Origin of the sequence: Frankia nepalensis, from assembly GCF_016786325.1 — a bacterium.
GTDB lineage: Bacteria > Actinomycetota > Actinomycetes > Frankiales > Frankiaceae > Pseudofrankia > Pseudofrankia nepalensis.
The window spans coordinates 1-15,319 of record NZ_JADWYU010000191.1 but is presented as its reverse complement, the minus strand read 5'-3'; the positions used below and the strand labels follow the sequence as shown (position 1 = coordinate 15,319).

Annotated in this window: 12 protein-coding genes and 1 pseudogene; 10 read left to right on the top strand and 3 right to left on the bottom strand. The window is 72.4% G+C overall.

Annotation, left to right across the window (positions count from 1 at the left end):
* Positions 1-204 precede the first annotated feature (204 nt).
* Genes I6A81_RS28890 through I6A81_RS28880 form a run of 3 tightly spaced genes read left to right on the top strand, consistent with a single transcriptional unit; the run spans position 205 to position 4,057 of the window.
* Positions 205-2,391: an ABC transporter permease gene (locus tag I6A81_RS28890; RefSeq protein WP_307874991.1), complete on the top strand. Its 2,187-nt coding sequence runs from the start codon at positions 205-207 to the stop codon at positions 2,389-2,391.
* A gap of 44 nt (positions 2,392-2,435) precedes the next feature.
* The gene (locus tag I6A81_RS28885; RefSeq protein ID WP_307874990.1) at positions 2,436-3,296 is read left to right on the top strand and encodes an ABC transporter ATP-binding protein; all 861 of its coding nucleotides are present in this window, start codon (positions 2,436-2,438) and stop codon (positions 3,294-3,296) included.
* The gene (locus I6A81_RS28880) at positions 3,293-4,057 is read left to right on the top strand and encodes an ABC transporter ATP-binding protein (RefSeq protein WP_203000408.1); all 765 of its coding nucleotides are present in this window, start codon (positions 3,293-3,295) and stop codon (positions 4,055-4,057) included. Before I6A81_RS28885 ends, I6A81_RS28880 begins: the two co-directional genes overlap by 4 nt.
* A gap of 127 nt (positions 4,058-4,184) precedes the next feature.
* Here I6A81_RS28880 and I6A81_RS28875 read toward each other — a convergent pair whose 3' ends face one another.
* Both I6A81_RS28875 and I6A81_RS28870 read right to left on the bottom strand, forming a co-directional pair.
* Positions 4,185-4,964 carry an SDR family oxidoreductase gene (locus I6A81_RS28875; RefSeq protein WP_203000409.1) on the bottom strand — a complete coding sequence of 260 codons (780 nt, stop codon included), beginning with the start codon at positions 4,962-4,964 and terminating at the stop codon, positions 4,185-4,187.
* A gap of 338 nt (positions 4,965-5,302) precedes the next feature.
* On the bottom strand, positions 5,303-5,998 hold the full coding sequence (locus I6A81_RS28870) for a TetR/AcrR family transcriptional regulator (RefSeq protein WP_238428364.1): 696 nt from the start codon (positions 5,996-5,998) through the stop codon (positions 5,303-5,305).
* 230 nt (positions 5,999-6,228) lie between these two features.
* Between I6A81_RS28870 and I6A81_RS28865 the strand changes: the two genes are divergently transcribed.
* The 5 genes from I6A81_RS28865 to I6A81_RS28845 all read left to right on the top strand — a co-directional run bounded on the left by I6A81_RS28865 (position 6,229) and on the right by I6A81_RS28845 (position 11,793).
* Positions 6,229-7,869 (top strand): thiolase C-terminal domain-containing protein, encoded by a 1,641-nt coding sequence (locus I6A81_RS28865; protein WP_203000410.1) that lies wholly within the window; start codon positions 6,229-6,231, stop codon positions 7,867-7,869.
* Entirely contained in the window at positions 7,866-8,927 is a 1,062-nt protein-coding gene (locus I6A81_RS28860) for an NAD(P)H-dependent amine dehydrogenase family protein (RefSeq protein WP_203000411.1), read from the top strand. The genes I6A81_RS28865 and I6A81_RS28860 overlap by 4 nt, the downstream gene beginning before the upstream one ends.
* A gap of 330 nt (positions 8,928-9,257) precedes the next feature.
* The gene (locus I6A81_RS28855) at positions 9,258-9,998 is read left to right on the top strand and encodes an SDR family oxidoreductase (RefSeq protein ID WP_203000412.1); all 741 of its coding nucleotides are present in this window, start codon (positions 9,258-9,260) and stop codon (positions 9,996-9,998) included.
* A gap of 130 nt (positions 9,999-10,128) precedes the next feature.
* Positions 10,129-10,887 (top strand): sugar phosphate isomerase/epimerase family protein, encoded by a 759-nt coding sequence (locus I6A81_RS28850; RefSeq protein ID WP_203000413.1) that lies wholly within the window; start codon positions 10,129-10,131, stop codon positions 10,885-10,887.
* A 123-nt stretch (positions 10,888-11,010) separates the two neighbouring features.
* Positions 11,011-11,793 carry an SDR family NAD(P)-dependent oxidoreductase gene (locus I6A81_RS28845; protein ID WP_203000415.1) on the top strand — a complete coding sequence of 261 codons (783 nt, stop codon included), beginning with the start codon at positions 11,011-11,013 and terminating at the stop codon, positions 11,791-11,793.
* Between the two features lie 22 nt (positions 11,794-11,815).
* On the opposite strand, the gene I6A81_RS28840 is transcribed toward I6A81_RS28845, so the two are convergent.
* Positions 11,816-12,472 carry a GntR family transcriptional regulator gene (locus tag I6A81_RS28840; protein ID WP_203000417.1) on the bottom strand — a complete coding sequence of 219 codons (657 nt, stop codon included), beginning with the start codon at positions 12,470-12,472 and terminating at the stop codon, positions 11,816-11,818.
* Between the two features lie 196 nt (positions 12,473-12,668).
* Between I6A81_RS28840 and I6A81_RS44045 the strand changes: the two are divergent.
* Both I6A81_RS44045 and I6A81_RS44040 read left to right on the top strand, forming a co-directional pair.
* Positions 12,669-13,820, top strand: a pseudogene (locus I6A81_RS44045) (acyl-CoA dehydrogenase family protein); the annotation flags it as partial.
* Positions 13,821-13,973: 153 nt separating this feature from the next.
* Positions 13,974-15,221 carry an acyl-CoA dehydrogenase family protein gene (locus I6A81_RS44040; RefSeq protein ID WP_238428377.1) on the top strand — a complete coding sequence of 416 codons (1,248 nt, stop codon included), beginning with the start codon at positions 13,974-13,976 and terminating at the stop codon, positions 15,219-15,221.
* The last annotated feature ends 98 nt before the right edge of the window (positions 15,222-15,319 follow it).

The following is a 15,319-nucleotide window of genomic DNA, read 5'->3' as shown; positions in this document are numbered from 1 at the left end:
GTACGGTTGGATCGCCGCTGATACACGGCCGACAAGCCGTTCACCTGCTGGTCGAACGCGAATCGGCACTACGGCAGGCCGACCGCGGTCGACTTCTCATGACCATCTTCAACACATAACCGGGACGGCAACCACGTCATGGCCGACACGTCCTTGGCCCACGATCTTTTCAAAGCGATATTGCAGGGCACTCCGCCCGGCGCCGTGTATGCCCTTGTGGCGGTGGGCTTCGTCCTGACCTACAAGACCTCGGGCGTCTTCAACCTCGCGTTCGGTGCGCAGGCGTACGTGTCGGCCGCGATGTACTTCAAGGCGCGGGAGGACTGGGACTGGCCGACGGTCCCCGCTGTCATCCTGGCCGTCTTCGTCCTGGCGCCCGTTCTGGGGCTGGTACTGGAGCGGCTGATCTTCCGACCGCTCCGGTCGGCGTCGGCGGTGTCGAAGCTGGTGGTGTCCATCGGGCTCGCGGTCGCGATCCCCAGCCTCTTCGACATCGTCTTCAGGTTCGAGCCCAAGTCGGGGGCGACTCCCGAGGGCATCGTCCCCGACGGGGCGAACGTCTTCTACGACCCGTTCGGGATCTACTCGTTCAGCCGTGACGAGCTCGTCCAGATGGGCGTCGCCGTCGTCGCGGTGCTCGCGCTCGGCGCGCTGTTCCGCTTCGGTGACCTGGGCCTGCGGATGCGCGCCGTGGTCGAGAGCCCGAAGATGACCGAGCTCAACGGTATCGCCGCCGACCGGGTCTCGGCGTTCTCCTGGGCGCTGTCGTCGCTGTTCGCCGGCCTCGCCGGGGTGCTCATCGCGCCTCGGTTCAACACGCTGTCGAACGCCGACTTCTTCAGCCTCATGGTCGTCGCGATCGCCGCGGCCGCCGTGGGCCTGCTCGTCAGCCTGCCGCGGGCCCTGGCCGGTGGCCTCAGCCTTGGCATCGTGATCGCGCTGCTCAACACGTTCCTGCCCCGCTGGGCCGGCGACGGCGGCGTGATGAAGATGGTGCAGGACAACCTGACGCCATCCGTGCCGTTCGTGGTGCTGTTCGGCGTGGTCGTGCTGGTCCCGAGCATCCGCAAGGCCCGGGAGTCGGCCGACCCGCTCTCCGGCGTCGAGCCGCCGCCCGCGTCCGTGTACCGCCGCGTCCGGGACCCGCGGGCCGTGCTGACCGGGAAGCTCGTCTCGCTGGCCGCGCTGCTCGTCGTCGCGATCATCGTGCTCGCGGCGGGCAACGAGCTGTGGGTCTACCTGGTGACCCAGGCGGTCGCGATCGCGATCATCTTCCTGTCCATCGTGGTCATCACCGGCATGGCCGGGCAGATCTCGCTGTGCCAAGGCACGTTCGCGGCGATCGGCGCATTCACGGTCTACCAGCTGGTCGAGCGCTACAACCTGTCGGTGATAGTGGCGGCGCTGGTCGGCGCGCTGATCGCGGCCGCCGTGGCCGCCGTCCTCGCGCTTCCGGTCCGGCGTCTCGGCGGCATCTGGGTGGCGATCGCGACGATGGCGTTCGCCTACGCCTTCGACGCCGTCGGCGTGAAGCTGTCCTGGATCGGCGGCGGCGACGCCGCCGCGCTCCAGGGCACGGACGTGCCCCGGCCGCTGCTCGGCCCGTGGGACCTGGCGAACGACAAGTACTTCCTGGTGTTCGCGGTGCTCGTGCTCGTCGTCGCCGCGCTCGCCGTCTCCGCCCTCTCACGCGGCACCTTCGGCCGGACCCTGGTGGCGCTGCGCGGCAGCGAGCTGGCGTCCGGCTCGATCGGCATCTCCGCGGCCAGGGCCCGGCTCGTGGCGTTCGCCGTGTCGGCGTTCATCGCCGGCCTCGGTGGCTCGGTACTCGCGATGCTGAACGAGGGCGTCGACTACGACAACAACTTCAAGCCGTTCGCGGCGATGTTCTGGGTGGTCCTCGTCGTCGTCCTCGGCGCGCGCTCCATCAAGGGAGCGCTGACCGCGGCCGCGGCGTTCTCGCTGTTCGCCGAGCTGGTCTTCGTCGGCTCGCTGTTCGGCTGGTTCATCGGCGGCACGGACAACCTGCCCGACCACCTCGGCCCGATCTCGCTGTGGCCGTTCCCCAGCAAGTGGATGTACGTGCTGTTCGGCCTGGCGGCGATCCAGTTCGCCCGCCACCCGGAGGGCCTGGCGGAGCGGAGCTCGTCCAAGCCCTCGCTGGTGGAGAAGCTGTTCACCCGCTTCCGTCCGCTGCCCGTCGCTCCCGACGCCGGCGGAGGCTCCGCGCCGGCCGCGGTCGCGGCCACCGGCGGCGGGCCCCGGGGCGGCGCCGGCAGATCGACGGCGACCGCCGTGCCTGAACCGGTCACCATAGGCGCGAACCGCGCCGCGGCCGACGCCGCGCCGAACGACGCCCCGGCGGCGCGGACGGAGGGCAAGGGCCGATGACCCCGACTGTGGCCACTGGAGGCCCCGTGTCGACAGGATCCCCGGTGTCGACTGGGGCCCCGGTGCTGCGCGCGAGCGGCATCACCAAGAAGTTCGCCGGCATCACCGCGCTGCATGACGTGAGCATGCAGATCAACGAGGGCGAGCGGGTCGGTCTGATCGGCCCGAACGGCGCCGGCAAGACGACGTTCTTCAACTGCCTGCTCGGAGTGATCCCGACCAACGGCGGCACGGTGGAGATCGCCGGTACCGACGCCACCCGGCTGCCCCTGCACAAGCGCGCCAAGCTGGGACTGGGGCGCACGTTCCAGCGCATCGAGCTGTTCCCGGACTGCACCGTGCGCGACCACCTGTTCATCGCGGAACGGGTGCGGCGAGGGAGCGGGCGGCTGTGGAAGGACGTCATTGGCCGAGGCGGCCCCAGCAAGGAGGAGCTCGCCCGCTGCGACGAGGTCCTCGAGCTGCTCGGCCTCGGCGGCCTCGCCGAGGAGCCGATCGAGCGGCTCAGCCTCGGGCAGGGCCGGCTCGTCGAGGTCGGCCGGGCGCTGATGACCGAGCCGAAGCTGCTGCTGCTCGACGAGCCCTCCTCGGGCCTCGACCGGCCCGAGGTGGCGGCGCTGGCCAAGACCCTCGAGGACGTCCAGGCCGAGCAGGGCTTCTCGATCCTGCTCGTCGAGCACGACGTCGAGCTGGTCAGCAACTTCACCACCCGGTCCTACGTGCTCGACTTCGGCCGGCTGATCGCCGAGGGCCCGACCCGTGAGATCCTCGCGAGCGACGTGGTCCGCGCGGCCTACCTCGGCGACTTCGAGGTCGCCGAGTCGGAGCTCGACGAGTCCGAGCTGGCCGAGCTCCACGACCTCGAGGTGGACGCCGGCGACGCTGACGTGGAGGTGGCGAAGTGACCGCGGCGGTGACCCGGGCGGCGGCGGGCCGTCCCGCGCGGGGCGAGGCCCCCGTTCTCGAGCTGGCCTCCGTGTCGGCCGCCTACGGGCCGTTCCGCGCGCTCTTCGACGTCTCGCTGACCCTGGCCAGGGGCGAGGCGCTGGCGCTGGTGGGCTCCAACGGCGCGGGCAAGACCACGGTCGCCCGGGTCGTGTCGGGCCTGGTGACGCCCTCGGCGGGCAGGGTCCTCGTCGACGGGGCGGACCTGACCGCGGCGAGGGCCAAGCCGTACCACTTCGCGCGCGCCGGCATCGCGCACGCGACCGAGGGACGGTCGGTCTTCGCGACGCTGTCGGTCGAGGAGAACCTGACGCTGTCGTTCCGCCGGGCCCGCGGCCGCGGCGGGGTGCGCGGCGGCCTGGAGCTCGCCTACGAGGCGTTCCCGGTGCTCGGCCGGCGCCGCAAGCAGCTCGCCGGGACCATGTCGGGTGGCGAGCAGCGGATGCTGTCGATGGCCCGGGTCCTGGTCGAGAAGCCCAAGGTGCTCGTCGCCGACGAGCTCTCCCTCGGGCTGGCCCCCAAGATCGTGGGGGAGCTGTACGCGAGCCTCGCCCGGCTGCGCGCCGAGGGCGTCTCGCTGCTCATCGTCGAGCAGCACGTCGGCCACGCGCTGCGGCTGTGCGACCGGGTCGCGGTGCTCGGCCACGGCCACGTCACCTGGTCGGGCCCCGCCGCCGAGGCCACCGGCATCGTCACGCGGGCCTTCGCCCCGGCCGGCTGAGCGGGTCCCCGGAAAGCCGCCTCGACGCGGCCGACGGCTATCGACGGCGCGGACGACGGAAGACGACGGAAACGGCCGCCAGGAGATCCTGGCGGCCGTTTCCGTGGGAGGCGGTGGGCCGGCCCGCTCAGGCCGGGGTGTTCTGGGTGGGGACGCCGAGCGGGAGGGGGACCGAGCGGCGCGCGTCGACGACCACGTACTTCAGCGCCGCGCCGCTGGTGATGACGGCGTGCACGACGTTGATCAGGTCCTCGATCTGGACGAAGTCCGAGTTGACGTAGTCACGCTGGAACCAGATCGGGTGCACCGCGGCGGCCAGCTCCGGGTCCCAGCTGAACGGGAACTCGGTGCCGGAGCCGCCCTCGCCGCCGACGCAGTTGCCGACCGTCACCCGGGTGAAGCCGACCGTCGGGTACTCGACCCGGTAGGCCTCGATCAGCTTGTCGAGCGCGGCCTTGCTGACCGCGTACGAGCCGAGCCCCGGCCACGGCTCGGTGACCGAGCCGGTGATCGACGACAGGAAGGCCACGACACCCTTGTTCTCGGTCAGGTAGGGAATCGCCGCGGCCGTGACGTGCGAGGCGCCGATGACGTTGGTGTCGAAGACGTGGTGCCAGGTCGCGGTGTCGAGGTCGACCAGCCGCTTGAGCACGCCGACCCCGGTGGCGTAGACGACCGAGTCGATCCCGCCCATCGCGGTCGCGGCCTCGTCGATCGCGGCCTTGACGGACGGCTGGTCGGTGACGTCGCACGCGACCGCGACCGCGCCGGAGCCCGCCTCGGCGACCGCGTCGTCGAGCCGGTCCTTGCGCCGGGCGAGCAGCGCGACCTGCCCGCCGCGCTGGCCGAGCGCGACCCCGATGGCACGTCCTAACCCGCTGGAGGCGCCGACCACAACCGTTCGCATGTGCGCTCACTTTCGCTGGTGGTGTTGACGTCTTCGCTGGTGGCGTCGACGTCGGTTGGCGATGGTGATGGGGACGTGGGGACAGTCGGCGACGGGAGGCTCCTGGCCTGGCGGAGCGCGTTCGCCCGGCCGCGCGCCGCCGGGAGGGCGGGCGCGCGTTCCGCCGGGCCTCGTGGCGGACCGGGTCGGTACGACGCCGCGAGCACCGTCCTGGGACCGCCACCGAACCCTTCCCGACATGGCCGAGAGGTCCCGGAGCAGGGTCAGTGTACGACGTTGACGTCAGAGTCGGAATTGTTGCGACAGGCCGACGGCGACCGGCACGAGCCGGCGCCGGCCTACTCCGGGACGTCGGCGCGCGTCGGCTTGTCGCGCAGGTGCAGCGCGTTCAGGAAGAGTCGGGTCAACTGCTCGGCGCCCTCGTCGAAATCGGTGTCGAACAGCCCCTGGACGAGCCACATCTCGGCGAACCTCGTGACCATCGCGCCGAGCGCCGACGCGGCGATCAGCGGGTTGAGGCTGGGGTCGACCCAGCCGCGCCGCTGCAACTGCGCGATGGAGTTGGCGATGCGCTCACGGTCGCGCTTCTGGTGCTCGAACCGAACCGTGTTCAGGTGCTCGTCGTAGCGGGAGACCTGCTCGATGACGCCGATGATCCGGGCTTCCCGCCGGTAGTCCTCCAGGAAACGGCGGTTGCCGGCCCGGATCCGCTCCTGCGGGGACGCGGTGGAGGTGTGGTCGAAGATCGCGGTGCTCAGCGGGGCGTGCAACAGGTCCGAGAGCTCGTTCGCGACCTCGCGGAAGATCTGTTCCTTGGAGTCGAAGTAGTGGTAGAAGGAGCCGTGCGACAGCCCCGCGCGGTCGGCGATGTCGGAGATCCGGGCCTCGAGGAAACCGTCTTCCTCGAATACGGCCTTGGCCGCTTCCAGGAGCCGCGCGCGGGTCGCCACGCCCTTCCGAGAGCGCGGTCCGCCCGGCTTCTCGCGGTCAACCGGCACCGCCGTCGTCAATGCCCGCTCCTGTTCCGCCGCCATCCTGGTCGGCTCCGCCGCGGCTGAACGAACCAGGCCAGCTGTCACCCCAGTCATTACCCCAGCCGTCAACAGTGTAGTGCGTACGTCGATGACCCGATGGCGCCACGCAGTGTATCCGCTTCGGCGCGTAGCCGATCACTCTTGTTTCGACGTCGACGTTGAAAACGTGGTACCACTCACGGTGCGACACGTCCCGAGGCGACCTGACCATGAGGCGACAAGGAGCTGCGATGCGGCCTCTCCCCGCGCTGACGCCGGCGAACGAGTGGTTCTGGACGTCGGGAGCCGACGGCAAGCTGCGGATCCAGGGCTGCCAGGACTGCGGCACGCTTGTCCACCCGCCGGTGCCGATCTGCCCGTCGTGCCGGAGCCGCGCCCACGCCCCGACCGAGGTGTCGGGGCTGGCGACCGTCGTCGGCGTCACCGTGAACGTCCAGCAGTGGCACCCCGACTTCACGCCGCCCTATGTGATCGCGATCGTCGCGCTCGACGAGAGCCCGGACGTCCGGCTCACCACGAACGTCGTCGGCTGCGCACCGGGTGAGGTCCACGTCGGCCAGCGGGTCCGCGTCTCCTTCGAGCAGTCCGAGGACGTCTACCTGCCGCTGTTCGAGCCGCTCGCCGACCCGGCGACCGTCGACCCGGCGACCGAGACCAACCCGATCGCCGAGCCGAGCCTGCCGCCCGTGCGCCGGCCGCTGTCCGACGACCGGTTCGAGCACCGGGTGGTCCTCTCCGGCATCGGCCGCTCGAAGGTCGGGCGCCGGCTGGGGATCGAGCCGCTGTCGCTCACCGTCGACGCGAGCCTCGCCGCCATCGCGGACGCCGGCCTGCGGGTCGAGGACATCGACGGCCTGTCGACCTACCCCGGCCCGGCGGGCATGGGCATGAGCGAGGGCGGGGTCACCGCCGTCGAGGAGGCGCTGCGGATCCGGCCCACCTGGATCAACGGCGGCATGGACCTGCCCGGCCAGGGCGGGGCGATCCTCCAGGCGATGCTGGCGGTGTCGGCCGGCCTGTGCCGGCACGTGCTGTGCTTCCGGACCGTCTGGGAGTCGTCGTTCCGGCACGCGGGTGGCGCGGGCGGGGGCGGCCGGGTCTCCGGCTGGCAGGAGTGGCGCGCGCCGTTCGGCGCGATGTCCGCGGCGGGCTGGATCGCGCTGTGCGCGAGCCAGTACTTCCACCGCTACGGCGCCGACCGGGAGATGCTCGCGGCCATCGCGCTCAACGGCCGGGCGAACGCGGGGCGCAACCCGGACGCGATCTATCGCGCCCCGATGACCCTCGACGACTACATGAACGCGCGGATGATCTCGACGCCGTTCGGGCTCTACGACTGCGACGTGCCCTGCGACGGCTCCGTGGCGGTCATCGTCTCGGCCGCCGACACGGCCGCCGACCTGCCCAAGCCCGCGATCCGGGTCGAGGCGGTCGGTACCCAGGTCAACGAGCGGATCAGCTGGGACCAGGGCACGATCACCCATGAGCCGCTCGTGATGGGCCCGGCGACGCATCTGTGGACGAGGACCGACCTGCGTCCCGCCGACATCGACCTCGCGTGCCTGTACGACGGCTTCACCTTCAACGCGATCTCCTGGCTGGAGAGCCTCGGGTTCTGCGGAATCGGTGAGGCGAAGGACTGGCTGGACAAGGGCCGCCGCATCGCGCTCGACGGCGACCTCCCCCTCAACCCGCACGGCGGCCAGCTCTCCGAGGGCCGGCTGCACGGCTTCGGCTTCTTCTACGAGGCAATCACCCAGCTGCGCCGCGAGGCGGGCCCTCGCCAGGTCGCCGACGCCCGCACCGCGGTCGTCTCCACCGGCGGTGGCGCACCCGGCGGCGCGTTCCTACTGCGGAGGGCAGACGCTTGAGCACGACCCAGGACATCGCCCAGGCCCCGTTACGCGTCGTCCAGTGGGCGACCGGGAACATCGGCACCCGGTCGCTGCGGGCCGTCATCGAGCACCCGGCGCTCGAGCTCGTCGGCCTCTACGTCTACAGCGCGGACAAGGCCGGCAAGGACGCCGGCGAGCTCGCCGGCCTCGACACGGTCACCGGTGTCGCGGCGACCACCAGCATCGACGACGTCGTCGCGCTCGGCGCGGACTGCGTCCTCTACATGCCGGCCCGCCTGGACGTCGACGAGGTGTGCCGGCTGCTCGAGTCCGGGGCGAACATCGTCACCACCCGCGGCGAGTTCCACCGGCCGGCCAGCATCGATCCGGCGCTGCGCGGCCGGGTCGAGAAGGCCTGCGCGGCCGGCGGCACCTCGATCCACTCGACCGGCTCCAGCCCCGGCTTCATCTCCGAGGCGCTGCCCCTGGTGATCTCCTCGATCCAGCGCCGGCTCGACCGACTGGTCATCAACGAGTACGCGGACATGTCGCGGCGCGACTCGCCGGACATGCTGTTCAACCTGATGGGCTACGGCCGGCCACTGACGGAGTTCGACGAGCGCCGCGCGGCTCACCTGTGCGAGGCCTTCGGCCCGTCGCTGGCCCTGGTGGCCGACGCGGTCGGCAAGCCGCTGGACGAGATCACCGGCTCCGGCGAGCTCGCCGTCGCCAAGAACGACCTCGAGATCGCCGCCGGGACCATCCGCGCCGGGACCGTGGCCGCGCAGCGCATCACGGTCACGGGCCGGCACGCCGGCACGCCGTTCCTGCAGTTCCGGGCCAACTGGTACTGCACGACCGACCTCGACGTCGACTGGGAGCTCCAGGACACCGGCTGGCGGGTGATCGTCGAGGGCGACGCCCCGCTGGACATCTCCCTGCGCTTCCCGCTCACGCTCGAGCAGATGGCCGCGACGACCCCCAGCTACACCGCCAACCGGCCCGTCAACGCGATCGCGGCCGTCGTCGCCGCCGCTCCCGGCATCCGCACCACGCTCGACCTGCCCCCGATCATCGGCCTGTCCCTGGCCTGAGACCCCGCTTCTCGCCTGAGCCCCAGGTTCCCGGTGGCCGAGCTCTCCCGGGTCGGGTACCGGGAACCGGGGGCGGCGACGGCAGCGGCAACGGGGAGTGGCGATGCCCGGCTTCACGGGCGGTCCAGTGGACCGCTCGTGAAGTGTGCGTTCACTTGTCTTGGTCGAAGTCGCGGCCTACCGTCGTGCTGCCGGGTGGCGGGTCTCCGCCCAGGAGGCGCCGCGCCGATTCCCGCCTGGCACGCCAACCACGCGAGCGCCGTCCGCCCGCGCACCAGCGCCGGCCGCGGCCACGAGAAGTTACCCGTCCCCATTTAGAAGGAGTGCCAGGTGAAGGTTGCGGTGGTCGGTGCGTCCAGCGGGCTCGGTCGGTGTATCGGCGTCGATCTCGGCCAAAGGGGCGACCAGGTCGCCTTACTTGCCCGCCGGCGCGAGCGGTTGGTGGACGCGGCGAAGGAAGCGGGCCCCGGCACGCTCGCCATCGCCTGCGATGTCACCGACGAGGCGTCCGCCGCGGCGGCGGTCGAGGAGGCCGTCGCCGGCCTCGGCGGCCTCGACGCCCTCGTCTACTGCGCCGGCATCGGCCCGTTGTCTCCGGTCGAGAAGGTCGACGCGGCCACCTGGCGCCGCGCCTTCGACACCAACGTCACCGGCGCGGCCCTCGTCACCGCCGCCGCGCTGCCGCATCTGAAGGCCGCCGGCGGCGTGGCCGCCTATCTGTCGTCGATCAGTGCCTCGCACACCCCGGTCTGGCCCGGGTTCGCCGCCTACGCGGTGAGCAAGGCCGCGCTCGACAAGCTCGTCGAGGCGTACCGGACCGAGCACCCGGAAGTCGGCTTCACCCGCGTCGTCGTCGGCGACTGCGCCGGCGGCGACGGCTATGGGCGCACCGAGTTCGCCAATGACTGGGACCTCGCCTACGCCGCCAAGTACCACCCCATCTGGCACCGCCTCGGCTACGCGACCGGGGCCCTCCTCGACGTGGCCGAGCTGGCGCGTGTCGTCGACAGCGTGCTGCGCTGCCGCGGCACCGTCCCCTCCGTAACCGTCATGCCCCGCCAGCCCGCCTGACGGACCGTCGTATCGGTCGCTTCTGGCAGGCTGCTGCCGCGATTCTGGGGGCGTCGGTGTGACGCGGGGCCGTGTCCGCGCGGGTCTTGCCACACCGGTCGTGTCACACGGTCGGCAGTGAGGAGCGCTCATGGCGGTCGAGATCGCGTTGACTCCCGACTCCCGGCGGGAGATCGACGTTCCCGGCCTCGTCGGGGCCGCGGCCGGCGCCGGGTTCACCGCGGTGGGCCTGGCCGCCGGGCGCGCCGACGCGGCCGGCGCGAAGACGCTCGCGGCGGCCGGGACGCGCTGCCACGAGCTGCTGGCGCTGCTGGTCGGCGACGACGCGGAGGCGACGCTGGCGCAGGCCGGCCAGCTCGCCGAGGCCGCGGCCACCGTCGGCGCGCGCTGGGTGCTGGCCGGGTTCCGGGCGGGCCTGTCCGCCGAGACCGCGCCGGTCATCCGCCGGTGCGCCGAGATGCTCGCCGAGGCCGGTGCCGGCCTCGCGGTGGAGTTCAGCCCGCTGGGCCCCGTCGGGACGATCTCCGCGGCCCGGGAGGTGGTGGCCGCGGCGGGCGCCGAGCGGTCCGGGGTGCTGATCGACACGTGGCATTTCTTCCGAGGGAAGAGCACCTGGGCCGAGCTCTCGGCGATCCCACTGGACGAGATTGCCTACATCCAGTTCGACGACGCCCCGCCGCCCGTCGGCAGTGGGTTCTCCGAGACGCTGCACCGCCGCGTCATGCCGGGCGACGGCGAGTTCGACCTGGAACGGTTCGCCTCGACGCTGCTGGAGCGTGGCTTCGACGGTCTGGTGAGCGTCGAGGTGCTGTCCGCCGAGCTGCGCCAGCTCCCGGTTCCCGAGTTCTGCCGGCTGGCCCACGCGTCCACCGCCCGCTACTGGCGCTGACGGTCCCGGCGCCGAGCAGCCGGTCGCGGACCGGCCAGCCGTCGACTGGCGAACCGCCGCCTAGCCGCCTGGAATGCCAGCTCACCTGGAAACAGCCGACCCGGGAGATCGAGGTTCTCGCATATGGACGCCCCCTACGACCTGACCGGCCGCGTCGCGATCGTGACCGGTGGCGGGACCGGGATCGGCGCGGCCACCGCCCGGCTGCTCGCGGCCCACGGCGCCGACGTCGCGATCGCCGCCCGCACCGTCGCCGACCTGGAACGCACCTCGGCCGCCGTCCGCGACGCCACCGGCCGCCGCTGCCTGCCGGTGCCGACGAACATCAAGGACGAGGAGCAGGTCGCCGCGCTCGTCGAGCGCGCCGTCGCCGAGCTCGGCCGGGTCGACATCCTCGTCAACAACGCCGGCGGAACCCGGATGGGACCGCTGCGGACCCTGCCGACCAAGGGCTGGGACGCGAGCTTCGACCTCAACGTGCGCGCGGCCTACCTCTGCGCCCGTGAGGCCGGCAGGCACTTCCTCGAGCAGCGCTCCGGCGCGATCGTCAACGTCTCCTCCGACGCCGGGGTCTACGGCGTGCGGGGCGGGGCGCACTACGCCTCGGCCAAGGCCGCGCTGCAGATGTTCACCAAGGTGACCGCGGCCGAGTGGGGGCCCTACGGCATCCGGTCCAACTGCGTGGCGGTGGGTGGGATCGCCTCCGAGCGGGCGGCGGCGGCGTGGGACGTCGCCGGCATCGACCCGGGCGACATCGCCGCCGGCACCCCGCTCGGCCGGGTCGGCCGGCCCGACGAGGTGGCCCAGGCGATCGTCTTCCTCGCGAGTGACGCCGCCTCGTACATCTCCGGCCAGGTGCTCTCCGTCGACGGCGGCCACCAGATGGGCGGCCTGGCCGAGACCTGACCCCGCCGGCCCGGCCCCGGGATCAGAGGATGCCGCGGGCGCCGAGGGCGGCGACGACGCGCTCGCCGGCGGCACGGAAGTGGGCGGCGCGGTGGCGGGCGGCGGCCTCGCTGTCGCCGGCGACGATCGCGGCGAGGACCTCCTCCTGCTCGCGGATGATCTCCTCGCTGGTCATGCCACTCTCGAAGCGGAAGACCCACGGCACGAAGCCGGCGAAGGCGCGCAGCTCGGCGCGCAGCCGCCGGGAGCCGCCCGCGCGGTGCTGGGTGCGGAAGATCTGCTGCACGAGCTCGCCGATCCGCGCGGTCGAGCCCGCGGCCTTCAGCTCGGCGATGAGGTGCTCGAGCTCGGCGACGACCGCGGGGTCACGCCGGCTGGCGAGCCGCGACACCGCGACGCCGGACAGCAGGCCGATGACCTCGAAGTCGTCGAGCACGGACTCGGCGTCGAACGGCTCGACGAACACGCCCCGGTGCGGGCGGATCGAGACGATCCCGTCCCGCTCCAGCATGACCAGGCCCTCCCGGACCGGGCTGCGGGACAGGCCCAGGGTGTCGCCGACCTCGACGAGGTCGACGCGCTGGCCGCCGCGCAGCCGACCTTCGAAGATCTCCTCCAGGATGTAGTCGACGACGGCGTTGCTCGCCTTCGCGAGCTTGACGGTTCGAGTGGGCGGCACGGCGGCGGTCCTCGGGTGACGGTCGGGTCGAGCGGCTCGACGCTGGTGTGATCCTTGTTTCTACAGGCGCCGGGCTTCGGCGCCGTATCAGGCTCTTCCCTGTATACGGCGATCGTCGGCTTCGGGTGGGCGGGCGCGGGACCATGGCGCGTCGCCTCGGACGACCGTAGATTGCGTACGTGGATTATGAATCAAAATGGCCGGGCCGGCGCCCACGAGCTGGAATGTCGACAGCATGCTGATCCACCTGACTCCCGAACAGGAGATCCTCCGGGACACGACCGCGCGCTACCTGGAGCGTGAGGCACCCCCTGACGCGCTGCGCCGCCTGCAGGACGACGATGCCGGGTTCTCCCGCGACTACTGGCGTGCCGGCGCGGAACTCGGCTGGACCTCGCTGCTCGTCGGCGAGGAGCTCGGCGGCGGGAGCGTGAGCGGTCAGCCGCTGGTCGACCTGAGCCTGCTCGCCTACGAGTTCGGCACCCGGGCCGCCCCCGGCCCGCTCGTCCCGACCAACCTCGTCGCCGCGGCGCTGTCCGCCGCGCTGACCGCCGGCGACGCGGGCGCGGCGCACTCCGGCGCGCTGGACGCGCTGCTCGCCGGCGAGGCGACCGCCGCGTGGGCGTTCGCCGAGCCGCCGCCGAACGACCGGTTCGGCGCCGTGACGCTGACGGTCCGGCCCGACGGCGACGAGGTCGTCCTCGACGGCGTGAAGCGCCCCGTCGAGGACGCGGGGACCGCCGCCCACCTGCTGGTGACCGGGCGCACCGACGCCGGGCTCACCCAGGTGCTGGTGCCCGTCGACACCCCGGGCCTGACGCTCACCCCGATGCGCGGGCTGGACCTGACCCGGCGGTTCTCGGTCGCCACCTTCGACGGCGTCCGGCTGCCCAGGGCGGCCCTCGTCGGCGCGCTCGGCGGCGCCGACGAGGACGTGCGCCGCCAGCGCCAGCTCGCGCTCGTCCTGCTCGCCGCCGAGTCGGTCGGCGCGATGCAGCGGGCGTTCGACCTGACCGTCGACTGGGCCTTCGACCGCTACGCGTTCGGCCGGCCGCTGGCCTCCTACCAGGAGCTCAAGCACCGGTTCGCGGACATGAAGCTCTGGCTCGAGGCCGGCCACGCGGCCGCCGACGCGGCCGCGGCCGCCGTCGAGGCCCGCTCGCCGGAGGCCGATGAGCTGGTCAGCGTCGCCAAGGCGCTCACCGGCGAGCGCGGCGGCGACCTGATGCAGGACTGCGTGCAGATCCACGGCGGCATCGGCGTCACCTCCGAGCACGACCTGCACCTCTACCTGCGGCGGCATACCGTCAACCGCTCCCTGTTCGGCGCGCCCGAGGAGCACCGCCGCCTCGTCAGCGACGTCGTCGTCGCCCAGGCCAGGGCCCAGGCCACCTCGCTGCCCGAGCCTGAGGCCGAGCCCGAGGTCTCGACCGGGGCGGAGCCAGGGGCACGGGCCGCCGAGAGCGCCGAGCGGCCGGTCGCCGTCCCGGCCGGTGGCGAGCTGGAGGACGTGGAGAGCTTCCGGCTGCGGGCGCGCCAGTGGATCCGGGCCAACCTGAAGCCGAACCACGGGTTCCGCTCGCTGCGGGTGACGCCGACCGACGAGGAGGAGCTGGCCGGGGTCGCCCGCGACCGGGAGCTGCAGCGGATGCTGTTCGACGCGGGCCTCGCCGGCATCTGCTTCCCCCGGGAGTACGGCGGGCAGGGGCTCACCCCGGCGCACCAGGAGGCGTTCGACGCCGAGATCAGCGGCTACGAGTACCCGCACCGGTTCCAGGTGCCGACGCTCGTCCCGTGCGCCGCGGTCATCCTGGAGTTCGGCACCCACGAGCAGAAGCTGCGCCACCTGCCGGCGATCCTGCGCGGCGAGGAGATCTGGATCCAGTTCCTGTCCGAGCCGTCGAGCGGCTCCGACGTTGCCGGCGCGCTGACCAACGCGGTGCGGGAGGGCGACGACTGGCTGCTGACCGGCTCCAAGGTCTGGAGCACCGGCGCCTGGTGGTCCGACTGGGCGCTGTGCCTGGCCCGCACCAACTGGGACGTGCCGAAGCACCGCGGGCTCACCGTCTTCATGTTCCCGGTGCACCAGGAGGGCATCGAGATCAGCCGGATCGAGATGCTCAACGGCTCTAAGGAGTTCTGCCAGGAGTTCATGACGGACGTCCGGGTGCCGGACAGCGAGCGGCTCGGCGACGTCGACGGCGGCTGGACCGTCGGTACCCGGTGGATGATGCACGAGCGGATGGCACACAACTCGCCGCTGACCACCACCCCCCGCCAGACCCAGCAGTCCGGCGACGCCTTCGCCGTCCCGCTCGTGGCGGTCGCCGAGAGCCAGGGCAGGCTCGACGACCCGCGGGTGCGCGACCTGATCGGCGAGGTGCGGATCCTCAGCGTGGTGAAGAACCACCTGGGCCAGCGGATCGCCCAGGGGATCGCGTCGGGCAGGATGCACCCGCAGTCCTCGGCGGTCGCCCGGCTGCTGGCCGGCTTCGCCGGCGTGCGGCGCGACACCGCCGCCTATGAGATCGCCGGTGCCGCCGGCGTGGCATGGACCGAGGACGACGGCGCGGGCGGCGGCAAGGGCCTGGACTACCTGATCCGGCAGATCGCCGAGATCGCCGGCGGTACCACGGAGATCGCCCGGAACGTGATCAGCGAGCGCCTGCTGGGGATGCCCAGGGAACCGGCGCCCGACCACGGCGTCGCGTTCCGCGACGTGCCGCGCGGCGGGCGTACCCGGTCCTGACCCGGCGGGGGCGGCAAGGGCGGCGGGCCCGTCCCCTGGCTCTGATACACATCTCCGCGCCCCCGAGACAGGCAGAAATGGGGGTTTGGGGGGTGTGG